The following is a 22532-nucleotide window of genomic DNA, read 5'->3' as shown; positions in this document are numbered from 1 at the left end:
CGCCACCTTCGGAACTGCAGGCTTCTGCTGTAGGGCCTTGACTCCTGGACCAGAGGATGTATATTTCACTCACTCACATGACTGAGTGAATGAAATGCAGCATCTCAAACTTCAGGCCCTGACGGGCCGGTCTATCCTGACCGGAGTATCAGGTGGCGACCGCTGTGTAGAGGCCGTCAAAGGGCCTCTCCTGGACCACGTCCAAGGTGAGCCGGTCGTCCTTGACTTCCGTGAGGTTGAAGCGCTCGGCGGAAGCGCACTTCGACGGCTCATCCAAGGCATTCAAGCGCTTGCGTCCTGCCAAGGCTCAGCCTTCGTTCTCGGGAATCTGTCTGAAGACGCCTTGGCGGAGGCTGACCTGGTCGCCGAGGCCATGCACCTGCCATACGTTGCAGCCGAACTCAAAGGTGGCCAACTCAGCTGCCCTGTAGTCCGCGGGCAGCTGGACGAGAAAGTTGCCAAAACCTTGCGCCTGGTACTGCAAGCCGGCGAGGCTGACGCCCAAGCTGTCAGTCAGCTAGCTAACGAGGTTGGCGTGGTGACTGCGTGGAACAATCGTCTGGTCTCGCTCCACACATTGGGCCTACTTCGCGAACGAAAGGTAGGCAAACGCAAGCTGTACTCACCTGTCATCGGGGGTCTCACGTATGGGGGTTGATTTCATCCGCAGCAAACGCCAACAGCACACCAAGGCCTGGAGCCGCCAGTTTTTCGGCCGCACCATGGACCTGTTCGCTGGGTCCGGAGGCACTGCGCGAGAGGTATTTCGAGCGACAACCGAGGCTGGCCATGTGCTTCGCCCAGGCGACCAAGTTCTCGTCCGCAGAATGATGAACGGCGGAGTTGCCGTCACCAGGGACATCTGTCAGGTGGCTACAGTGGAAGCGCCATCGCCCGGCCTACTTGATGTCCTGGACCAGCATGAGGGAGTCATGCCTGGGAGGGTCTACCAGAACCTAGATGCAGTCGGCGTAACCGACATCGAGTACGAGGTCTGACCGATGTTGCCGCGCGAAGCTCACGATGGAGCGTGGCTCCTCAAGGACATCGGTTCGGCGCAACCACTACTCGGCTGCCAAGGCTGTGCTGACAAAACCACCTGTGGTGGATTGCACTTGCCGAATGGCACCACCCTACTCACTTGCATGGACCACTGCAGGTGCGTCGACGACACCAAGTGCGATTTGGTCTGCCCGAAGAGACCAGTGACATTCGCGCGAAGGTTCAGCGAAGTTCGCGGCTTCGGTCTGGAGAACATTCCTCGGAAGGCGACACCGGAACTCCCGAAGTTGCCGTCGATGGTGACCATTCTTGAGGGGCAGGTCGCTCAGCGCCGGCCGGTCGAGCTGGATTTCGCGGCCATCCCGCTGACTCGAGCCCTCACAGGACGAGGTCGCAAGACAAGGGCTAAGACAGCAGCAGAGTTGAAGCGTGACCACGGAGTAGTCGCCAAGACTGGCTGGGTGCTCACTGGCATCGAGGACGACCGCTATGTTGAACGGTCGTGGGGCCTGTCAGGTCTTCGCGAGACCTTCAAGGCCATGAAGGAAGCTGGAGCAATTTTCGCGACCTCCCCGAACTACAGTCTCTACCTGGACTCACCGCGGCAGGACAATTTGCATGCGATGAAGCGAATTGCCTGGATGTGGTACTCGATGAACGAGGCCGGACTTCCAACCGCCCTGCACATCAACGGTCGAACGGATTTCGACTTCGAGCGTTGGGCTGCCTTCATCGCGGCTCGGCCTGAAGTGACATCCATCGCATTTGAGTTCCTGACAGGCGCAAAGCTCGGAGTAGATGCCGACCGCTACATTGCTCGCCTGGAGAAGCTCCGGGCCAGCGTCGGAAGGCCGCTTCTCATCGCTGTGCGGGGTGCGGCGGAACATGCCCATCGACTAGAGAAGTCCTTCGAACAAGTCCTTTGGCTGGATGCAACGCCCTACTTCAAGGCAATGCATCGCCAAGAGCCGACGTTCGGAGCAGATGAAGTGCTACGGTATCGACCCCGGCAGGGTAGTCCAGAAGCACCCATCGGAGCACTATTCAAGCGGCTAGTCAGCGCCGCCGAGCGACGGTACCACTCATCAAGCTTGACCCTGACGCCTTCGCCCCAGCAAGTGCTTGACCTGAGGCCACCAGTTCTACCACCGCAGGTGGGCACTGACAACGCAGCCGACCAGTTGCACCTGTTCACGTGAAACCCATGGGCGAGAGCCTGCCACCCCTTCGCATTCCAAGCTCGCGTCTCCGGTTCGGACTCGCAAAGACGCGTCAAGCGAGCCAAGCGCACGCAGCAAGTCTCGATAGCCCTGCCCTCTCTCAGGTTCACCAGTAGACGAACGATGCTCCACGACGGCCATTTGCAGGGCATCCTTCGCTGACGTGACAACCGGGTACTTCGAGTACGTGGGCAACATGCCCTGCCCGGCATCACCTACAGAAAGCCAGAGCGAGCCGGCCTCCGTACTGAAGGCCGCGAGAGCGTCTTCACCTGTGCCCGCGTGCTGCGTGATGTTGTCCAAGAGCTCGCCTGCCGCGCCGGCGATGGCTTGGGCCGCCGGTCTGGGCATTCCTGCGGAGGTGGCGGCGCGAAGGAGTGCAAGCAGGAATCGCTGCGATTCCAGTTCGTCCGCCTCAGATGGCGTCCCGTGTTGTGCTCGCAAAACACCGACTGCGCCAGACTGCCTGAAGCTCCAGGTTCGGTCTGCCGGAAGTTGACGAAGCGCACTCCCAACTTCTGGCGGAACTGAGACCTTGAGGCGAAGACTTGGACTGATGCTCCTTCGCCGGAACATCAATGTCTCGACCAGCGGGCCCAGTGCAAGAGCGTCGCCGCCAATCACAACTTCACTAACACCTCGCAGGCACTGGAGGGTTGTGGAATCGGCGATGGCAAAGTCAGTGAGCATTGACGGTGGCCATCCGGCAAATTAGCGGCGTCAATCGGCCAGCGCCTTCAACAACGCATCCCGCCCGTCCTGATAGAACTCGATATCGAGCTTGGTCGCCATCTCGTCGGACAGGTCGAACAACTGCCGACGGCACGAGACCGGGAGCAGCAGGGATTTGGCACCCTTTTCGACTGCGATTTCGGCCAGCGTGACGGCGTTGTGAATGGGCTCGATGGTGCCGCCCAGCGTCACCTCACCGGCAACCACCAAGCCACCGCGTACCGACTTCTTCAGCAACGCGCTGGACAGGGCGATGAGCGCAGCCACGCCCGTCTTGGCGCCGGACTTGGCCGCGTCGAAGCCTCGCAGTTGCACCGAGAACTCGTGTGACCGCGGGTCCCGGTCGCCAACCAGCTGCTGTGAGCGGGCGTAAAGGTTCTGCTCGGCGCAGCGAATCGATTCCTTGAACGGGGCCGGAACCGGGTTGTTGAGCACCCGCACGCCGCTGCCCGGCCCCTCTGTGGCCTCAAGGCGGAACAGCCCTGGGTGCTCATCCTGTCCGCCGGGGCTCAGCGTCCAAATCTGGCCGCATTCCAATGGCTCGTCGCCGATGCCGCCTTGGCTCTGCAGCTCGGGTGTACTGACGAACTTCTCCACGCCCTCAGCGCCCATCGTGTAGCTGAAGTGCGTGTTGCGGAACTCGGCCGCGCCGATGCGCTTCTGTTGTTCCTTGACCCGCCGCCGCACTTCCAGCGCCAGACGCACGGCCCATTCCAGGTCCTCGTCGCTGACCGGCGTGTCCGCGTTCGGGTACAGCAGCTTAAGCAGGCCACTCACGGTCTTGTTGACGCCGTTGAGGTCTCGGCCGGAGAGTGCTCCGCCCCAGTACACCCGCCCCTGCAGGGTGGACACGCGACTTTGGTTGCGCAGCTGTGTGAAGCACTCGGACAGGAAGTCGCTGACGAGGCCGAAATGCTGAGTGAACAGCCCCGGGTTGAGCTTGGGCACGTCCCAGCCTGGCAGGAAGCAGTGGATGCGGTCCATGAAGGCCGTGTCGTCACGCATTTCGGGCGGCAACGGGCCGAACAGATGTCCGATGCGCTGCTGGTGCTCCACGTCCACGTCGAAGTTGCCCACCAGCACGATGGAGCCGTCAGCGCGGATGCTCTCCTTGCCACGGGAGAACTCGCCGCTCTCCATGTAGCCCTTCATGATGTTGACGCCGTCCTTCTGGTCGAAGGAGACACCCGACACCTCGTCGAAGCACACCACGTCGTACTGGCATACCAGGCCCCGCTGGCCGCTGGCGTTGTTGACGAACATGCGGGCCACGGTGGCCTTGCCGCCGGAGATGAGGTGCGCGTAGGGCGACACCTGCTGGAACAGGTGCGACTTGCCGGTGCCACGCGGCCCCAGCTCGACCAGGTTGTAGTTGCGCTCGACGAAGGGGACCATACGCAGCAACAGGGCATCCTTGGCCCGCTCGGGCAGCGTTTCAGGTTCGAAGCCGACGCTGCGCAGCAGCAGGTCGCGCCACTCGGCTGTCGTGAACTGTTCGCGGCACTTGGCCAGGGCTTCCAGGACTTCGCGTTTGGAAAGCTGGATGGCACGCAACGCATCGACGCCGAAAGGGCGGCCACCTTTCTCCTGTGCGATGGAAGCGTCGTAGCCCAAGGTGACCTCGGCATAGAAGCCGCCGGTCAGCATGCGCTCGTTGTCCTTCACCATCTCTGGAGTCAGTCGAACCTCGTTCAACCGCAAGCTGGGCAAGGTGGCGACGTAGGAGTCAGTCTTGGAATCAAGCCTGGCCGTGATGATGTCGATGATTTTCACGGAGCCCGATTCCCGGGCCCTGGCCTTGAATAGCTCTTCCTCGCCGGCTTTCACGGTGCGAGAGCCCAGCTGCCGCTGCACGATGTCCAGGCCTTCCTGGATTTCGGCTTCGTCCGTCGTGGCGCAGTAGCGGCCGAGCAGGAACTCGACCACATAGGTCGGCACCGGAAACTGGCGGCTGAACGTGCGCACCAAGTCCTTGCGAACCACGTAGCCCTCGTAAGCGGCCGTAGCCTTTCGGTCCAATTCGTCGAGTTGCATCGTCACTTTTCTCCCACCGTGGTCGCCTGCTTCTGCACGACTTCGCCGTCGGCCCCAAGCACCACCACCACGGCTGCTGCGCCCATTTGCTCGTCATCGGCCACCGCCAGGCTGGCCTTCCCACCATCAAGGGGCTTGCTCGCTGCAAGCGAACTGGAAGCCAAAGCCGCCTTGGTGCGGATGTCCACCCGCTGGCCCACCGAGGCACCGGCCACCACCACTGTGCACCGCAGGCCCTTCCATGTGACCGACTGAATCGTCACGGCAGCACCTGGTGAAGCCGTACCGGCGCATTCCAGCTGCAAGACAGGGACGAGGCATTCTTGCAAGCTGATACCGCCGTGCGCATAGTCTGCGCCGGCCATGAAGTTGGTCACCCCAGGGGCGTAGGCCACCTGCACATCCTTGCACCAGTCCCAGCCGAAGGTCAGCGGCGTGCCATGGGCGCTGTCCTTGAGGACAGCACATCGACCCCAGCGGGTCTCGGCCTGGTGCTTCGCCAATTCAGACTTCGGAAGCCCCCCGGGGAGCAACAACCAACCGTGGTCAGTGACGACGCGGATGCGTTTCCAGCCGGCATCGACAAGTTCGGTGATGCGCTCGACGACCTGGTCCAGCTGGGTCGTCATGTCGCGAGCCAGGCGTACGCCGTGCTCGTGCCCGTAGTGGTCGAGGTCGCCGGCTTCGGTCCATGCTCGGCCCTGTGGGTCCCCGGTCTCGTGCTTCTCAAGAGGCGAGACACCTTGTTCGCTCAGCAGTTTCCGAAAATTGTGAGCCGAGAGCGGCTTGCCGTCGGCGGCCACCCTGGGCTCGAAGTCAACATCGTCTGCTGTGCCGGCGATGAAACCTGCCACCGGCGAGCACCACGCCTTTCCGGAAGCTGTAACCGAGGGCATGCTGGTCCAGTTGGCCTCAACGCTGGCTTTGCCAAGCGGCAAAAGGCGCTGCTCCAGCAGTCGGGCAACGTCGTACCGCAGGCCGTCGACAAAAACCGTGCATGTCCCCTCCGTGAGCGTTCCGTTGTTCGGACTCGACAGCGCCTTCAAGCCACCAGTGTCTTTGACCGCTTCCTGCAGCCTCCTGGCAGATTCCTCGAGCCAGGGCAGGTACATCGCACGCAAGGCCGCGCCAACGGGTTCAGCATCGCTCTTTGCCTGGACGCAGCCGAGTGCTTTCAGTGCCGCCTGGTCGACCTGCCATCCCGACTGCTGGTAGCTGGCCGCCAGCTCCGCTGGTGTTTGTCCGATTGGGAGAACCGCGCTTCGCTGGGCAACTTCTGCCAAATGCTCGAGTGCGGCAGCCAACGGCGAGCGCCCCATGCGCGACCACAGCCAGCCTCGACGCTGCCCGTGCTCCTTCTCTGCGGTAGCAACCGCTGTACGCGCCTGGGCCGCGTCCATGCTCGCGCAGGCTGCCAAGGCGTAGCGCAGGGCGTTTTCGCATTCCTCGTTGGCCTGCGGGTAGCCGGCCAGCAGTTCCTGGTCTGGGAACAGGCCCATCTGCGGCGGCTGGACCTTCGCCAGCAGCGGGTACACGTTCGGGAAGCAGGCGAACGAGTCGCGGTACAGCACGGCGACTGCAACCCATTTGCCTTCCCCCTTGGCCAGGCGCTCGGCGGCCACCAGCACCCCATCGGCCACCGGGTCGAAGCCGAAGTCGGACCTGCAGCGCTTGATGAAAACGCTCCAAAGAACATCACCCCACTGACGCTGAACAACAGACGGTTCGTTCATCCACAGCAGTAGGTCGCGGGTGGGGTTCGGTGCCAACAGGCTGAGCAACCATTCCGAGTTGATGGAGCGCCCCTGGAGGTCCGCCACCGCAGTCTCCATCAGCACGCCGGCATTGAGTACCTGGGTCAACGCCTCCTGGGTCGCCTTGTCTTGAGCGACGTCCAGCCCGAGGCCACCAGCCTTGGACGTCAGGAAGGCGTTGACGGTCCAGTCCTTTCCGTTCACCTGAGCCCAGAACGTCCCGCGATACTGCAACTCTGCAAGCGGCTGCAGGTCCCGTGGACATGACTCGATGGCCCTCAGGTCGGCTTTGCTGATGCCGGGCAAGTAGATGACGGGAAGCGCTCCGGGCTTGAGCAACGGTATCGCACCGCCGACAACGGCCTTCAGCCAGATGCTTGGGCCTCGATTCGCCTCCGGCTCGTAGTCCCCCAAGGTCAATAGACCAGGAACACACTCGGCAAGCGATGGGATGACCTTCTGCCACTGACGGTCAGGGTCGGGCCAAAGTACCGCAGCAGGAGCGGTCATCAGAGACCGATTGACCTTGGCCGCAGCCTGCAGCGCCTCGGCGAGTTTCGACTTGAGATTCATTTGAGACCCGTCATGGGGTAGACGACAGCTGGATGTCTGAATACGCGAGGAAGGAACACGCGGCGAAAAGGGTCTGCGGCCGACTTGGGCCACTATCGCGGCCTGGACTCCAACGCCCGGCGTAACGGTTTCCGTTTCCGGCATCGAGCATGAGCTGATGGACCAGTCGCAAGTGCTTCGGACGGGTCGAAATGAATCCGAAGGGCACGCGCGCACCGGGCGACGAGGGCAGCGCCGCGTGAAGTAGCACCACTGCGAACCTCCCGGGATACAGCATCAGTTCGAGGGAAGCATGCCAGCGTGCTGACGAAGCGGGTGGCGGCCGCATGAGGTGGAGTTCGACCAGGCCTGTACCGGTATACATGCTTCTCACGGCTGCCTCTTGGCGCTCCTCCGCTCTGTCGAACACGTACAGGTCATCACCCTTGCCGATGCTCCGGATGGCCTTCCGAAAGGCGTCCACGGACTGCTTGAAATCATCGCCGCGACCCCACAGCGCGTAGTCCGGTGCGAGCCAACCGAGTGAGCTCTGGAAGCTTGGCTGCCCCTTGTGCCCACCTCGCGCCTCATGAATGTGGCTCAGGACCGCGTCGCGATTCCTCTTGAGATACACGCCGCCGAAAAGCGGCTGAATCCCTGCTGGAGCGCTCAAACCACGTTCGATGTCCGTGGCCAGCTTGTGTGCGTTCAGGTCGGCCTCCAGTGCGTATGGACGAAGGAAGTCGAGCTCGAACAACGCGAGGAACTCTTGCACGCCGTCCTCGCCAACTTGAGCGTGGCTCTCCAAAGAAGCCGCAACGCGCTCCCTGAACTCCGTCAGCAGCTCCAGGCTGGCCCCCGCTTCGAACTCGTTCGGCAGCCTAGCCGTCACTGCGTTCTTCGCATCAACCTCCAGACTCACGGTCAGCGGCACAAAACCTGGTTTCCGAGCTTCAACGCTTTCAATCGAGTGGACGCCATAGGACCGCTCTCGCTCCTCGCCACGTGACCGCGCCGTCTCACGCTCGATTCGGACGAAGCTCTCCCGGTACGCATGACGAGCCTTTTCCAGACTGTTGCCGACGAGCTCAGCTGGCGGGTTCAGCTTCACCCAGTTCGCCGAGGCGAACGCAAAGTCGGCTCGCCCAAGCATTGAAAACGTCAACAAGTCGAACGGAACGACATCCGTGCGGCGCTTCAGCTTGGTCACCCATGGGCAATCGTCGGGCGATGTCTCAAAGCGTTGCCGCATCTCTTCACTGAGCGTCAGCTGGTCTTCGGACAACGTGACGTAGCCTTGCCGGTCCAGTGACTCGATGACAGAAAGCGCTTCAGCCTCGGAGAACCCGAAGTAATCCCGGAAGCCGGCCAACGACACGCGCCCGCAGGTGTGCAGAAGCCGCAACACGAACTCGGTGACCGCGGGCAGGCGTTCCTGCGTGGAGATGAACGCGGTCACCTTGAACGGCTGCACTGGCAGAGCGAAGGTGATTCTGTTGAAGGGGATATGGTCGATGCTCATGCGCGGAACTCCTGAGCCTTGGCGATGGTGGCCCGGTCGGCTGCACACAGCGACTCAATCTTCTTCAGAACCTGCCCCAACGGTGTCCCCTCGTTTTTGCCTCTCCACATGGGCGCAGCGCCGACGACCACGAGGCGTTCCATCGCACGCGACATGGCCACGTTGATGCGATTCGGGCTCCGCAAGAAGCCTGGGGTCTGCTGGGCGTTGTTGCGAACCGTCGACAGGATGACGATGCGGTTCTCCTTGCCTTGGTAGCTGTCGACGGTGTCGACCTTGACCAGTCGCCGAAGGTCTGCCGGAATCCAGCGGGCCTCGCTTTTGAGGCGATTCAGCACCTCGCGCTGCTTCGAGTACATGCAGATGACGCCCACGATGGGGTCACCGGGTTGAAGTCCCTCCTTCAACGCCCGAACCAGCCCCTGGTTTTGCAACAGGGCACGAAGCACACCCATGACCACGCCAGCTTCGGCGTCGTTCCAACAATCGATGCGGTCTGGCGAGGCACTCTCAAAGGCGCTGCGCCCAAGCGTTGAGGTATCCACCCAGCAGACCTCGTGACGCAGTTGCACTGGGAGCAGACTGGTGTCCAGCCAGGAGGGACCGCGGCCCGTCGCAAGGCGGCTGCCGTAAAAGACTTCCGATACCAGCTCTCCGATGGTGGGAGCCATGCGGTACTGCTCCTTCAGCGAAGCGCCGACTGTCAGCCCATACGTGGAGTCAAAAACACGTTCGAAGTCACTGGCAAACGCTCGGGAGTCAGGCGCGTAGCCGAGCTTCCTAGACACCGTCTCGCGCACCTCTTGTTCGAACGTTGGTGGCAGCTGCTTGTGGTCGCCCACCAGCAAGATGCGCCGTCCAGTTTGCATCGCGACGGCCAACTCACTCGGAGCAGCACGGCCAGCCTCGTCGATGACCACCCAGTCGTACATGTTCTGGATAACGCCGGCCGCCCTACGACCGATGCCGACCAACGTCCCAGCAACGACAGTCCGTGACTTGGCCAAGAACTCGACGAAGTTCGCAGCAGGCTCGCCGAGCGTCTTGAGCCAGTCGTCCGACATCTTCAGGAGGCGTCGAAGACGCTCGACCGCCTGCGGAGATTGAACCTCGTACTGGTCTGCCAACTGGCCGTAGAGGTCGTCCAACACCTCGCCAAGCTGCACTTCGCCAACGTCGTATTGATAGTCCCGTTTGCAGATTTCCTGCAAAGTTTCCGTCAGTTGCCGGCCGCGCTGCGCTGCCACCTCCTCGGCGGAGGCCTCCTGGTCGGCATCCCCGTTGCGGCCTCGAGCGGGAGCCGGAAGTTCAGATACCAATGCCGAAATCTGGTCGACCAGACGACCGACGTTGACGTGCAGCTTCACAGCGGCCGCCGCGAACTCCGCTGGCAGACCCATTTCCGTGGCGAGGCGGACAACGCGCTCTTTGTACTCAGCCTTGAAGCGCTCTCGATATGACTGCTCAATCGACGAAGAGTGCAGGTGCCGTATGGTTTCCGAGACCACGGACTCGTGCCCCAGCCTCACAGCGTCGAAAGCGACGCCCTTGGCCTCGAACAGCTCGAGCGCCTTTTCCAAGGCGTTGTTGACGGCTTCATGTGCCTGACTCACGACCAAGACGCGCCGCGCGCCTTCTTTCGTCACCAGGTAGTGCAGCAGCGAAGCGATGAACCACGTCTTGCCCGTGCCTGGTGGCCCTTGAAGCAAGCTCAGGGGTCCGAACTGCAACGCCTTGCGGAAGGCTTCCTTCTGACTGTCGTTCAACCGCTTGCTGCCCTGCGCGTATGCATCCAATGCTTCTTCGGGAGGACGGTGGAACTCCATCGGCAGCGGCTGGGTACCCGATGCCTGGAAGTAGGCCATCAGGTCAGGGACTACAGAGCGCCCTTCCAAGATGCGTTCGACAGCGGCAGCACGGCGCGAGAGCGACGCGCTTTCCATGTTGCTGCGCAGCCTGAGCTTGTCGCCCAGTTTCGGCGGCTTGCCGCCCCAACGCTCGATGGCGAGTTCGGCATTCGCACCCAAGGAGGTGTCTCGCAGTTCCAGGTCGCCGCAGCGGCGCCACAGTCCCTCCGCGTTCTGTCGCTCGACCCAGGTGTGGTCATCAATGTCCGGGTCAAAGCCTGCCCCGTCCAGCGCGCAGGGCAGCAACATTTGATGCTCGCGCTGCGGATTGCGACGTGCTTCACCAACGACGGTGGCAACCGGCAGCGACTCCTCTTCCGCTGCAAGTAGGCCGCGCCAGAGCTCCTCGACGTCAATTTCAGGCTCCTTCTTTGCGGCCGAAGCAGGCTCCGCGCCGTCGTCACCTGGACCCTTGTCCGACACAGTAGCGGCTGGTGAGTCAGAAGACCGCTCATCCTCAGCCTCTTGCGTCGATTGGTCGCTGAACTCCTCGTCCCAGATTTCCAGCGATGGCTCGAGGTCAGAAGCATCATTTCTGGGACCGTCGGACACGACTAGCCTGGCTCGAATCCGTCCAAGGCACTTGTCCTGCGCCCAGATGAGCTGCGACAGGTCGGCCGGCTTGACCGTGACCCAAGCAGCTCGACGCTCTTGGGGCTGCCATTCCACGGTCAGCTTGACGCCAGCCCCTGTCAAATGAATCAACCTGGAACCCGGGTTCTTCCGGGAGTTCTCCATCGTGAGATAGAAGTACCCGTTGTCGCCCAGCAGTTCACCTGCCTGTACGCCCGTGCCGGCGAGCCCGCGAATGGCAATGCGGTACGGTTCGACGTCCGGCAGGTCGGTCGACTGCCCCTTGCCATCCAAAGCGCTCTGCAAGGGCTCAAGCGCCGAGACCAGCCGCTCCGTGAGCAGGCGCTGAATCTCTTCTCGCACGCGCTCCAAGCCCAGCAGGCTAGCTTCATCCTGGCCCTGCACCAGCAACTCGTCCAGAACCGCTGCCAGGGCATAGCGGTCCCGAGCAAGCGGGGACAAAGTCTTGTAGTCCGAAGGCAGGTAAGCCGTGGAGTAGGCGTCGCTGGCAGACCTCCTGAAATCCAGCATGTCGACAAGCACCGGACGTCCTTCACCGGTCACGACGATGTTGTCCGGCTTGATGTCGCCATGCGGCCACTCGAAGGCGTGCATCTGCGCCAGGGTGCTGGTCAATGCCCGGGCCACGCCCAATCGCGCGTCACGCTCCTGAGGCCGCTTCAGCCATTCGGCCAGAGTTTCACCTTCCACCCAGCGCTGAACCACCAGCAGGCTGCGCCGGCTCAGGCCGCTGTCAAGCACGCCGGCCACACCTGGAAGCGCTGCCGCGCGGAGGTTCCTCGCCCGCTCCAGGAAGGAGAGCAGGCGGATGGCCTGGTCCGGACGCTTCAGGTCCGGCTCAACACCATGCCATTCCTTGACCAGGACCGGTTGGCCTTCAAAGGTGCTTCGGAATGCGAGCAAGTCATCGTCATCGGTGAGGGGCTCCCCTTCCTCCGGGTAGTCACGAACCCGACTCTTGGCTCGGTAGACCTCGAAGGCAGCCAGGTCGATGACCTGTTCGCTGTCCTTCTTGGACGCCTCGTTGAAAGCCTCCAGCATGTCCCGGGCGGTCTCGAAGCGAACCTTGGGCTCTGCGCTGAGTGCCGTCTTGAGCGCAGCGTCAAACACCCCACCGAAGGCATCTGACGCCCTTGGCTCCCAGACGAAATGGCCGTCCACGCGTGGTGGACGCTCCCCATGGAGCATCAGATGTGCAAGGACGCCGAGCATGTAGATGTCACGCCTGAACGGCGTGGCACCTTCCAACTGACCGGAATCCTCGGGAAGATTGGAGCGCTCCACCTGCACCCGCTCGCGGAATGTGCCGATGGTCGCCATCGTTGGGTAGTAGGCCGCCGGAAAGCCCGAAATCACCACCTTGGCTGGGCGCTCGACCCACAGGCAGTGGGCACCGATGTCACGATGGGCCACGTTCAGGTCATGCAAGTCGGCAAACCGCTGCAGCATGGCCTTCACCAGCACCACACGCTCTGACGGAGCCAGCTTCGGCAGCCCCGAATTGACAAACTCGCTCAGTCGGGTGACTTTTGGCGGCAAGGCATAGAGTTCTGCGAAGTCGCGGGTGACGTCGGATTCCGCCATACGCGCAATCGGCCTGAGCAGGCTGCGCGAGAGCTCTTCGTTGCGCGGCTCGACATGCTCAAAAACCCGCTGCTCGCGCAGGCCGATGAATCCGCGCTCACCTTCGCCAATGAGCTCGCTACCCAACGCCCCGAAATCCCACTGCCGGAGCAAGGCAAGTTTGTCCGGGTCCTGCTTTTCCTTGGCGCGGAACTCGGCGTAGAGCTTCCGCGGGTGCTCCCAGAGCGGTTGAGCCTCCGGGCGGTAGCCATGGATGTTGAAACCTGCCGGACGCCCCTTCTGTCCTTCAAAAAACAGGTCGTAGGCGTTCAGAAAGCCAAGAGGGTTGATGCGGGCCGGGCGGGTGATGAACTTCTGGTACTCGGCCTGCTTTGCCCAATCGAGAAGCTCGTCCAAGAAGAGCACTGACTCGGCTTCCATTGGCTCCTCCGAAAGGTCGAGTTCCGTGATGCTTCCTGTCAAGACCACAAAGGACAGCACCAGCGGCGTCTTCGCTGGACCGACACGGGTGTTGAGCGTGGTGCCCAGGCGCTTGGCCTTGAGGTTGACCAGGGGAACCGGCGAGCGCCCGCGCGGCTGGCCATCGACATACCAGTTGCCGCCCCGCGCTGTGAGCTTGCTGCCCCGCCAGTTCTTCAGCTCAAGAACGACGATGTGGGTGTGGGTGACGAGGACAAGGTCGAAGTCGTCGTCTCCTGCTCCAGGTCCTCCCCGAGGCAGCTTGAAAGAAGCGTAGCCCCGCCACCCTTTGGAGAACGCTGCCGCGTCGAAGGCCTTCTGGATACGCTGATGCGCATCGATTTCCGAGGCCGGAACGCCGGCTTTCTCGATGAGACGAATGTCCATGGTCGTGTTCCTCCCTGCGCCGGCCTTTACGGCTTCGAACGCGTTGCCATCACTTCAGGTCCCAGGATGTCGAAAGGACTTCCATCAGGTCCTTCTGGCGTTGTTCGACCACTGAGGGTGTCCAACTCGGCGTACTGAGCACTTGCGTGGTGAGAACGTACGACGACACCCCTTGCTTGCCTGCGAAGTAGGCCTTCTTCTTGCGCTCGAAATCATGGTTCTGCGCTTGGGAGTTGCGACGCTGATTGAGCGGCACCAAGTTGGCCAGGCGGTGCAACCATCGCAGTTGGTCGGCCACGTTGGGCCACTGGGCCGCCCACACTGATTCTTTGGCCACGGTCTGCGGCAGGACGTGCTCGATGGTCAGGATGGAGGGGTCGTAGGTGGCCGCCCCATCGGCGAGGAAGGAGTCAAGGCGAAGGATGAGGTAGTTCCGACGCCGAGCCGTCATCAGGTAGACCTCCCCCTGCAGTTGCGCCAGGAAGCTGCTCTTTTCGTAGTCGGTGAGTTCGATGGCCGTTACCGGCGAAGCCATCGAATGGGGCTTCTCCAGCGCAGAGAGGACCCGGCCATAGCGCTCGATTCGACTGTTCACGTCATAGCCGCACACATGCATGCATGCCGCAAGCCGCTCCAGCCGCTTGACGAACCAGTGCACGTAGCTCGCATCGGACTCGTGCTCGGCGAGGAACTTCATCGCGCTGGGCAGCCAGTCCGAGTTGTCGATGCGGTTCAGCCAACGGAACAAGGCGTTGATTTCAGCGGCATTCGACGTGGAGACGTACTGCGCGTGCTTGGCCACCAAATAGGCCTGGGTGTACGGCTCGATAACCTCCGTGACCAAGTCTTCGGCAGACGGCACCTTGGCGGTCACCCGCTCCCGAAACTCCTCGAGTAAGGCCCGGCGCGCCTTGTCCTTCGCGTAAATCATGCGGATGTGTCCGAAGACCTCGGCGAAGCCATCCCGCCCCGTTTCCACCTCCAATTCTTCCCAGGTGTTGTTGTAGGCCTCCCGAAGAGTAGGCTTCACTTTGCCGATGACGTCAGACTTGATGATGTCTGTGGGCAGCAGGTCCAAGCCGCGGCTGTTGAGCACGGAGAAGACCCGAAACGCGGACTGCTGGCTCGGCGTCGAGACCGCAACCAGGAAGCAACGCTGCACGAGGAAGCCGCCGAACTGTGTGGCCGCCGTCGCGTCCGCACCGAAGGCCGCATCCAGCCGCTGCAAGAACAGGCGCGCATTGGCCTGGATGTTCCGCTGGGACTCGTTCTCCAGCTGGGCTGGGTCAAGGGCCAGGAGTTCGTCCAGGGCCACGTCTTGCACGTAGCGTTTGAAGAATGCACTGTCACGCTCACGGAGTGTCAACCGGGGCTTCTGAGCAAGGCCTTCCAAGACGTTGCCCGGCTCGCACAGGTAGCGGTGGAATGCATCGCGAATCTGCCCCGAGGCGCGGTGGGTCAACGCGGCCAGCAGGAGGGTCAGCGTCGTCAGTCGTTGCTGACCGTCTATTACCTCCGCGTGCGGCTTTCCTTCCTCCTTGATGAGCACGATGCTGCCCAGGAAGTAGGTGTCCTCCTTGTCCTCCTTGCAGTAGAAGTCATGCAGGTCGGAGAAGAGCTCACCTGCCTGAACTGTCGTCCAGGCGTAGGGGCGCTGATAGCTCGGGATGACATAGTCGAAGTCCGAGCTGAAGATTTTGGCCAGAGGGAACTCTGCGCCGCTGATTTTCTTGGACAACTTAACCCCCTACCTTTCTCAGCTTCCCGACGCCAACAGACCCATTTCGAAGAGAAACCGCGATGGCGCCTTGCGCCATCCGTTGTACTTCTCTCCGTAGCTCATGGTCAGCGTTTCAATGGTTCTTGTGATGGCGACAAAGCAGTTGCGACGCTCTTCCTGCATTTCGCGACTGTCATCGCCAGACTTCTTGCTTTGGAACGATGGCAGCTGGTCCTCGGACATGCCAACAAGGTAAACGTGCTGAAACTCAAGGCCCTTGGAGCTGTGGACGGTCAAGCAGCGCACTGAGTTGGCTGGCGCTTCCGGTGTCTTATTGGCCAGCGCAAGTTCTTGGAGAAACTGGCCCAGCGAAAGCGCATAGGCATCTTCCTCGCCTCCAATCTCGCGAATGATGCTCTGCCAAACCGCCCGTTCCGACGGGTACTCGGCGTACTGCTCGTCACCGCTGTCTCGGCTTTCGCTCTCGACGGAGTCGAAATAGGCCAGCGCTTCTTCGATGAATTTCGCGTAGTGGCCGCGGACCAGAGCGGAGACGGCTTGCTGCAGCGGCCAAGGGACTGCTGCGCTGTCTGTAACGAGCGCTCCAAGTGCTTCCAGTTGGTCGCCATTGAGTTGAGCGGAGAAGCCGGCCAGGTCTTCCTCGCTCGAGTCTTGCTCGACACAGTCCGACAGCGCTTTCGTGACTGTTGCGGCCAAATCATCATCTGACCGCACCAACGCCAGCTTCAAAGCCGACGCTATGAATCGGAGAGGTGCGCTTTCGAACTGAGACTTCCGCCGTTGCACGTGGCTTGGAACTGAAACCTCGCCCAGAGCCTTCTGAACACGCTCCAGCAGCTTGGTCGCACGGGCCAACACCACCACATCGGCAGGGCGAGCCCCGGCTGCAAGCCTTGCCTTGATGCGTTCGGCGATGCCTCGAGCCTCCTGATGGTCATCTTCGAAGGCCAAGAGCTCGATGGGGTCCGCTCCCGAGTCAGCCTTCATTGAGAGCAGTGGCTTCTTGTCTGCAGAGCGTTCGCCGTTGTGGACGATGAGCGCGTTGGCCAAGGCCACCACCTCCGGCGGACATCTGTAGTTCTCGGGCAGCTGGATGGTCGTCAGGTCGTAGTGCTGCTCAAGCTCTCGCACCCTGGTCGGACTGGCCCCGTTCCACTGATAGATGACCTGGTCATCGTCCCCCACGATAAAGACGTTGGCGGACTTCTCAGGCGCCAGAGCACGCAGTACGCGGTACTGGGCGACATTGGTGTCCTGAAACTCGTCGACGCAGACGAAGCGATATACCGTGCGCAGTTGCTTGCTGACTCGGGGCCGCTCTCGGAGCAACTCTTCGCAAAAGTACAGGATGGCTCCATAGTCCAAGCAGTTCTGCTGCTTCAAGAGCTCCTTGTAACGGGCGAACAGCACCTGGAGTTGTTGGCCTGCCTCAGGGTCCTTGAGCAGAGTTGGGACCTTTGCATCAGGCGTCACGTTCCGAAGCAGGAAGTCGACCGCAGTCAATGCCCGCTCGGCAGAGACGAACTTTGTGAGTTCGTCTGCCTTCTCCGCAAGTACCGACTTGATGAGGCCGACTCGCTCTGATTCCTCAAGAATCTCGAAATCCGGGCTCAGCCCAAAGTGACTTCCGTGTTGCCGAAGAATGTCGGTGGCGAACGAATGGAAGGTCGTCAGCAGCACTCGCTCTTTCGCATCTGGCACCAGCTTCAGCAGCCGCTCGCGCATCTCAGCTGCCGCCTTCCTCGTGAAGGTCAAGCACAAAATCCGGAAGGCCTCGTCCCGACTTTGTTCAACCAGCCGCCCGACACGGGCGGTCAAGGTCGCGGTCTTGCCGGACCCAGGCCCCGCAAGTACCAGCAAGGGGCCCTCGTTCCACTGCGCAGCGGCCAGCTGATTGGGGTTGAGTTTCTTCAAATAGTCCATCACGGCCTCCTCGCAAGGGCGATTGCCTTCATGACGGCGCTTCGCAGAGCCTTCGGCACCGATGCAGCGCCCCGTTGGCGCATCGCCTCCACCACTGCGTATGCGGCGCTGGGCTTGTCAGGGATGCACTTGATGATTTGGTCCGAGTACCCTGGAGTCCCTGGTGCGGCTGTCAGCTTGGCAGCCTTCTTCGCTGGCACAGCGATGGCCTCGTACACGTCCAGGAAGCCGTTTGCAGCGAGATATGGCTCAATCGATGCTGAGCCGACCAGCACGGACATGTGTCGCCACGTCCGCTTAGGCGTCTCCGGAATTCTGTCGACGGCCTTTTGCGCGTCGCTGGCGCCCTGCGCATCAGCATCAGTCAAGCAGTGCCATGCGATTCCAAGTGCGTTGGCTGCATCCAGGAAGTAGTCGATGTCGCCCAGCCGATACTCGACGCATCTGACGCCTGCTTGTTCTAGGTCCAGACCGAGAACCTCTGCCACGCCGGAGAACAAGATGGCTTCCGTTTCCCCCTCCCCGAGCAGCCAGCAGCGAGCGAAGAACAATTCGCCTCGAGTTCTGCGGACCAGGAAATCGAACTTTCGTTGGTCGCGAGCGTCGAGGACACCTGCAACGATGGCTCCGACCTTCACTTGGCCACGGGACTTGTAGATTCGCCGAATCGACGTCAGCTCGACCTCGGACAGCAGGTCACCCGAGTGCGTTGCGATGAATTTTTGACCGTCGATATCGCGGATGGTCTTCCAAAGCGCTCTGACCGCGTTCGGATGCAGATGAGCCTCGGGCTCTTCCAGCGCGACGATGGGCTTTGATTCCTTGACGCCTTGCTTCCGGGCCAGTTCGGACTTCAGGAACGCGTCGAACAGCATCAGCACGGTCAAGCTCTGCGTACCCTCGCCATGCCGCCCGATAGGCAGTCGCGCTCCGGTGGACGACGCGATGCTGACCTGGGTTCGGTTCAGCATGTCGAACACCCGTGCCGGCACAGCGTCAACACTGACGACATCCTGCCCGCCAAGCGCGACCAACTCTTGAACCTTGGCCAGATGCTCGCGTACCCCTTTGAAGGTGCCATGCGCCTCGATGATTTGGGCGTTGATGTCCTCGAGCTGCGCTTCGATGGCCGCCTTGGTCGCGTCGTCGATTTGGGAGTTTTTGACGAAGGGCGACCAGAACTGGGAAGTTCGCGAGAACTCTTTGCCGGCGTCACGCAAGGCCGACAGGTAGAACAGCGGTCGCAATTGCTGCAGGCCTGTCAGTCGGCCGCGATTCTTGGCGGGCAGAGGATTGCCAGCAGCGTCGAGAAACTCAAAGACGGTCTCGATTTCCTGCGTCACTGGCGAGTACTGTGCCGTGACACGCAACTGAACCCGGCTTCGGTCGTCGGGTGGCATCAGTGCAATCACACCGCCGTCACCGCCAAGCCGCTGCTCGACCTCATCCGACCATTCGCCGGCATTCGCCTCTTCAAAGGTCAGTGTGATGACGATAGGTGGCGCGGTAGTAGGGTCTGCAGCCTTGCTGTCGAAGTGGAGGTCGAATTCTTCGAATGGTGAAGCTCGCCCGGCCGAACGCAGGGTGTACAAGCAGGCTCGAAGCGCATGCAGCACCGTGGTCTTGCCGCAGTTGTTCTCTCCCACCAAGACGGTGGTAGGGCCAAGCGCGAGCTCAAGGGCCTTGATGCCGCGGTAGTGTTCAATCTTCAGGCTGGTCAACAGCATCAGGCAGCCCCCCTGGCCCGTTGCTTCTCCGCCACCGTCAGGTGGTGGTCATTGATGCGGTCGCCGCCAAAGGTCTTGAACCACGGCGCACTTTCCACATCCTTGCCGCGGTCCTTGTCCCAGGTGATGTTGAGCTTGGGCTTCTTGTTGTGGCGCAGCACCTCGGCGGTCATGAAGGGGCGTATGTTCAGGCGCACGCCGTCGTTGAGGTCGGGGTTCCAGCCGATGGGCTGCTCGGCCAGCGGTTTCCAGCGCACGAAGATGTCGTAGGGCGGCTCGCCTTCGAGGATGAGCTCCAGGCGGCGCTTCAGGTCCTGGGCTGCGGCCAGGCGCTGCTGCGCGCCGTCAATGCGGTCGCGAACGCCGGCCTCCTGCTGCCGAATCCAGTCGCCCAGGTAGGTGTGGATGAGGCGCTCCAGCTTCTTGTGGTCGAGCTGGTGGTAGTTCACCAGCGCGGCGAAGCCGTCCTTCTGGCCGTCCCACACATGCCAGATGAAGGGGCGGTGGTGGAAGCGCTTGGCGTGCTGCTCGAAGAACTTCTCGCGCAGCCAGACGTCCAGGCCCTTGCCGGCGCAGTCGACATCGGCCAGCAGCTTGTCGAGCACGGCGGGCTTCCAGCTGCCGGGCTGCACGGTCTCCCAGGCGTCAATCAGCAGCTTGAGCAGGCGGTCATGCGCGGGCGCCTCGCCGCGCACCGAGGGCAGGCAGACGATTCCGTCGTCGTCGGTGTGCTCGGCCAGCTTCTCGCAGCGCGCAATCCACGTCCGGGCCTCGTCGGCCAGCTCCATCGCCGTATCGGTCTCGGACGGCCAGCGGTACCCGGCCAGGCGGGCGACGGCGACTTGCAGCGGGTCGGTGGCGGGCTGCGGGTGGCCGTGGAACAGCCATTGGGTGAGGTTGTGGGATTGCGGCCTGGGAAGTCCGATTGGATATTGCTCGGAGGCCACTTCCTTCCAATAAGTCAGGTCGAAAGGAACCTTCACCAACGTTGCGTTCGTGACATTGAGTTTCTGGTCAACTTTGCGGACAGAATCGTGAAATTGAGCCGATGAGCAGAAAGCCCAAATGGCCGCAAGATTCGACTCGTCCTTGGGCACCAGAACCGCTGCGTTGTTGTCGAACAAGTTGCCGTCGTAAAGTGAGACGGGAAGGTGCCGCATCGAGCTTACAAGAATGCCCTTCTTGCCGAAAGCTTGCCAACCTCGAACGAACGATTCGCCGGTCTTCTGCCGTTCGGCTAGGACACCTTTGAACTCCTGCCAGTAAATCGCACAGAGTCGCCCACCATATGGCTCTGTATCATTGACAGTGGTCGCCTCAAACTGCCAATCGCCTCCAGTTTTCACTTCCCACCACTGGCGACCAAATTGGGAAAAGTCGCCGGTCTGAATGCCAACTACGCCGTCTGCATATTCCTGAAGCAAGCTCTCGCCAGTCGGCTCCTCGAGCGTGAGGCGCGAGTCCGGGTTTGCTATCTGCCCAGACTGAGTGACCCGCGTAACCACGCCTTCTCGCAGTATCTTTCCTTTGACATCGGGCACGCGAGTTGAGCTCGTGTCTAAAGAGGAAATTTGATGACCTTGAGCTGGTGAGCCAGAAACTACAGACAGCAGCACCACATTGAACGCCCACCAATCCATTTCCTGGAAAGCAGCCATTCCTAAACGCGCGACATTGGCCCACGTCTGCTCAAGCAAGAGGCGGCGCCGTTGCTTTGTGTAGCTTCCTAGGAATAGCCAGTTCTGTGGCATCACAACCTGAACCAGCCCCGCCCCGGACGGATGAGCCAACTCAAAACACCGGTCTAGAAGCACATTTGCAAGGTCATTCTTAGCCTCCGCATAGTGCTCTTCGCAAAACTTTCTCAACGCGTCACATTGCTTTCCTCGCGCAAGATACGGGACGTTGGTCACGACGTGGTGATAGCGTCCATCCAATACCCGGGCCGCGTCCAGCAGCCCCTTGGCTGCGAGCGCCAGGTCCCAACTGTCATCCTGCAACTCACTGGCCTGCCCCCAAAGCGTGGCTGGTCGCTCGGTGGCCAGCGCACGCTCCAGCAGGTCGCGCAACGTGTCGAAGCTGGACGTCGCCAAGTCGTTCTTCAGGCTTCGTGCCGGGTCCAGCAGGCTGCCCAGCAACGGCGCCTGGGCGAAGCTGGCATGCAGCAGTCGCAGTTCCTGCCGCAGGTAGGCAGCATTCGGCGCATCATCCGGCACCAGGGCCATCCAGTCCTCAGGCTTCGCGGCCACCTTCAGGCCGCAGCAGGCCACCTGTGGCGCAGGCATGTCGGCGCGCACGCCCAGTGGGTTGCCGTTCTCGTCCGGAAAGCGCCAGGCCGCCAGGGCCAGCGCGAAGACGGCGAGTTCCACACAGCGGGGGTCCAGCTCCAGGCCGTGTAGGTTGTCGGCCAGCACGGCGTCCACCGCGTACATCGCGCTTAGGCCCTCGGCCGCCATGCGCATGGGCACCAACAACAGGAATGCCGCCACCAGGAAGTGGCCCGAGCCGCAGCAGGGGTCAAGCAGCTTGAAGTCTTTTAGCCGCTCAGGCCAACCCTCGAACTTGCCGGCCGCCGGTGTGCCGTCGTCCAGCGTGCGCAGGTAGGTCATCGGCACGGGACAGGTCTGGCCGGGGTGGCGCGTCACCCACCAGGCACCCAGCGAGTTGTGGAGCAGGAAGTCCACCATGTAGGGCTCGGTGAACATCTGGGTGACGGCGGGCAGCTCGTCGGCACCAATCTTCACCTCCGAGGCGTTGACCTCGTCCTTGCGCTTGGCCTGCCAAAACTGATAGACCCAGCCCAGGCTGTCGCTGGCCTTGAACACCTCGGCCGGCAGCCCGGCCAGCAGGCGCTCCAGTTCGCGCTGATGCTCGGGCGCGAAGGCCAACTCGAACACCGGGCTCTGCGGCTTGAACACTTGCGGCAGCATGCGGGCGGCCAGCTTGCCGGCCAGCTCCCACTTCGTCTTTGCGCCCAGGTTCATCGCCGGGTCGGCTTCCTGCACCAGGGCTTCGCAGTCGTCCAGCGACACGGCCGCACCGGGCTCCCACAGCAGCAGGCCGTTCTCGGCCAGGAAGCGGGCGAACAGCATGCGGTGCCAGTGTTCGTAGGCCATTTCCCAGACCAGGTGCTGCAGGGGCTGGGTGTCGTCGCTGGCCTTCTTGTCGCCCAGGGCACGGCCGTGGGCGCGCAGGCGGCGGCGCAGGGCCTTGAGGTCGTCTGTCAGGTAGCTGGGGGCGCTGGCTTCGCCCACGGCCAGTTGGCTCAGGGCGGCGTGGGCGCCTTTCTCGGCGACGTCGCGGGCGGACTTGACGGTGGCTTCGAGCTGGCTGCGCAGGGGCTTGGCCAGGGGCTGGTTGTTGATGCTGTGGGTCGACATGGTGTTCTGTGTCT

The 22532-nt window shown here is 62.0% G+C and carries 11 protein-coding genes; 1 reads left to right on the top strand and 10 read right to left on the bottom strand.

The annotated features are described in order from the left end of the window. Positions 1 to 148: 148 nt before the first annotated feature. Positions 149 to 304: a hypothetical protein gene (locus ACG01O_RS09225; RefSeq protein ID WP_394383748.1), complete on the bottom strand. Its 156-nt coding sequence runs from the start codon at positions 302 to 304 to the stop codon at positions 149 to 151. Between the two features lie 3 nt (positions 305 to 307). Further along, positions 308 to 505 carry a hypothetical protein gene (locus ACG01O_RS09220; protein WP_394383746.1) on the bottom strand — a complete coding sequence of 66 codons (198 nt, stop codon included), beginning with the start codon at positions 503 to 505 and terminating at the stop codon, positions 308 to 310. 793 nt (positions 506 to 1298) lie between these two features. On the opposite strand from ACG01O_RS09220, the gene ACG01O_RS09215 reads away from it, so the two are divergent. Beyond that, positions 1299 to 2201, top strand: a complete 903-nt coding sequence (locus ACG01O_RS09215) for a hypothetical protein (protein ID WP_394383744.1) — start codon at positions 1299 to 1301, stop codon at positions 2199 to 2201. Positions 2202 to 2942: 741 nt separating this feature from the next. Here ACG01O_RS09215 and brxL read toward each other — a convergent pair. From brxL to ACG01O_RS09175, 8 genes are read right to left on the bottom strand one after another with little or no spacing between them, the layout of a single operon-like run. Further along, positions 2943 to 4988: a protease Lon-related BREX system protein BrxL gene (brxL, locus tag ACG01O_RS09210; protein WP_394383742.1), complete on the bottom strand. Its 2046-nt coding sequence runs from the start codon at positions 4986 to 4988 to the stop codon at positions 2943 to 2945. A 2-nt stretch (positions 4989 to 4990) separates the two neighbouring features. After that, on the bottom strand, positions 4991 to 7315 hold the full coding sequence (gene pglZ / locus ACG01O_RS09205) for a BREX-1 system phosphatase PglZ type B (protein ID WP_394383740.1): 2325 nt from the start codon (positions 7313 to 7315) through the stop codon (positions 4991 to 4993). A gap of 10 nt (positions 7316 to 7325) precedes the next feature. Further along, positions 7326 to 8816: a hypothetical protein gene (locus tag ACG01O_RS09200; protein WP_394383738.1), complete on the bottom strand. Its 1491-nt coding sequence runs from the start codon at positions 8814 to 8816 to the stop codon at positions 7326 to 7328. Next, on the bottom strand, positions 8813 to 13747 hold the full coding sequence (locus ACG01O_RS09195) for an AAA domain-containing protein (RefSeq protein ID WP_394383737.1): 4935 nt from the start codon (positions 13745 to 13747) through the stop codon (positions 8813 to 8815). The genes ACG01O_RS09200 and ACG01O_RS09195 overlap by 4 nt, the downstream gene beginning before the upstream one ends. 49 nt (positions 13748 to 13796) lie before the next feature. Next, complete coding sequence (locus tag ACG01O_RS09190; RefSeq protein WP_394383735.1) at positions 13797 to 15485, bottom strand: DUF262 domain-containing protein; 1689 nt, start codon at positions 15483 to 15485, stop codon at positions 13797 to 13799. A gap of 18 nt (positions 15486 to 15503) precedes the next feature. Next, on the bottom strand, positions 15504 to 17411 hold the full coding sequence (locus ACG01O_RS09185) for an ATP-dependent helicase (RefSeq protein WP_394383733.1): 1908 nt from the start codon (positions 17409 to 17411) through the stop codon (positions 15504 to 15506). Beyond that, positions 17411 to 19138, bottom strand: a complete 1728-nt coding sequence (locus tag ACG01O_RS09180) for an ATP-dependent nuclease (protein ID WP_394383732.1) — start codon at positions 19136 to 19138, stop codon at positions 17411 to 17413. The genes ACG01O_RS09185 and ACG01O_RS09180 overlap by 1 nt, the downstream gene beginning before the upstream one ends. After that, positions 19138 to 22518: an Eco57I restriction-modification methylase domain-containing protein gene (locus ACG01O_RS09175; protein ID WP_394383730.1), complete on the bottom strand. Its 3381-nt coding sequence runs from the start codon at positions 22516 to 22518 to the stop codon at positions 19138 to 19140. The genes ACG01O_RS09180 and ACG01O_RS09175 overlap by 1 nt, the downstream gene beginning before the upstream one ends. Between the last annotated feature and the right edge of the window lie 14 nt (positions 22519 to 22532).

It is taken from the genome of Pelomonas baiyunensis (genome assembly GCF_043555935.1).
In the GTDB taxonomy this organism is placed as follows: Bacteria; Pseudomonadota; Gammaproteobacteria; order Burkholderiales; family Burkholderiaceae_C; genus Pelomonas; species Pelomonas baiyunensis.
The sequence above is the reverse complement of the archived record's forward strand: the minus strand, read 5'-3'. Positions and strand labels throughout refer to the sequence as shown.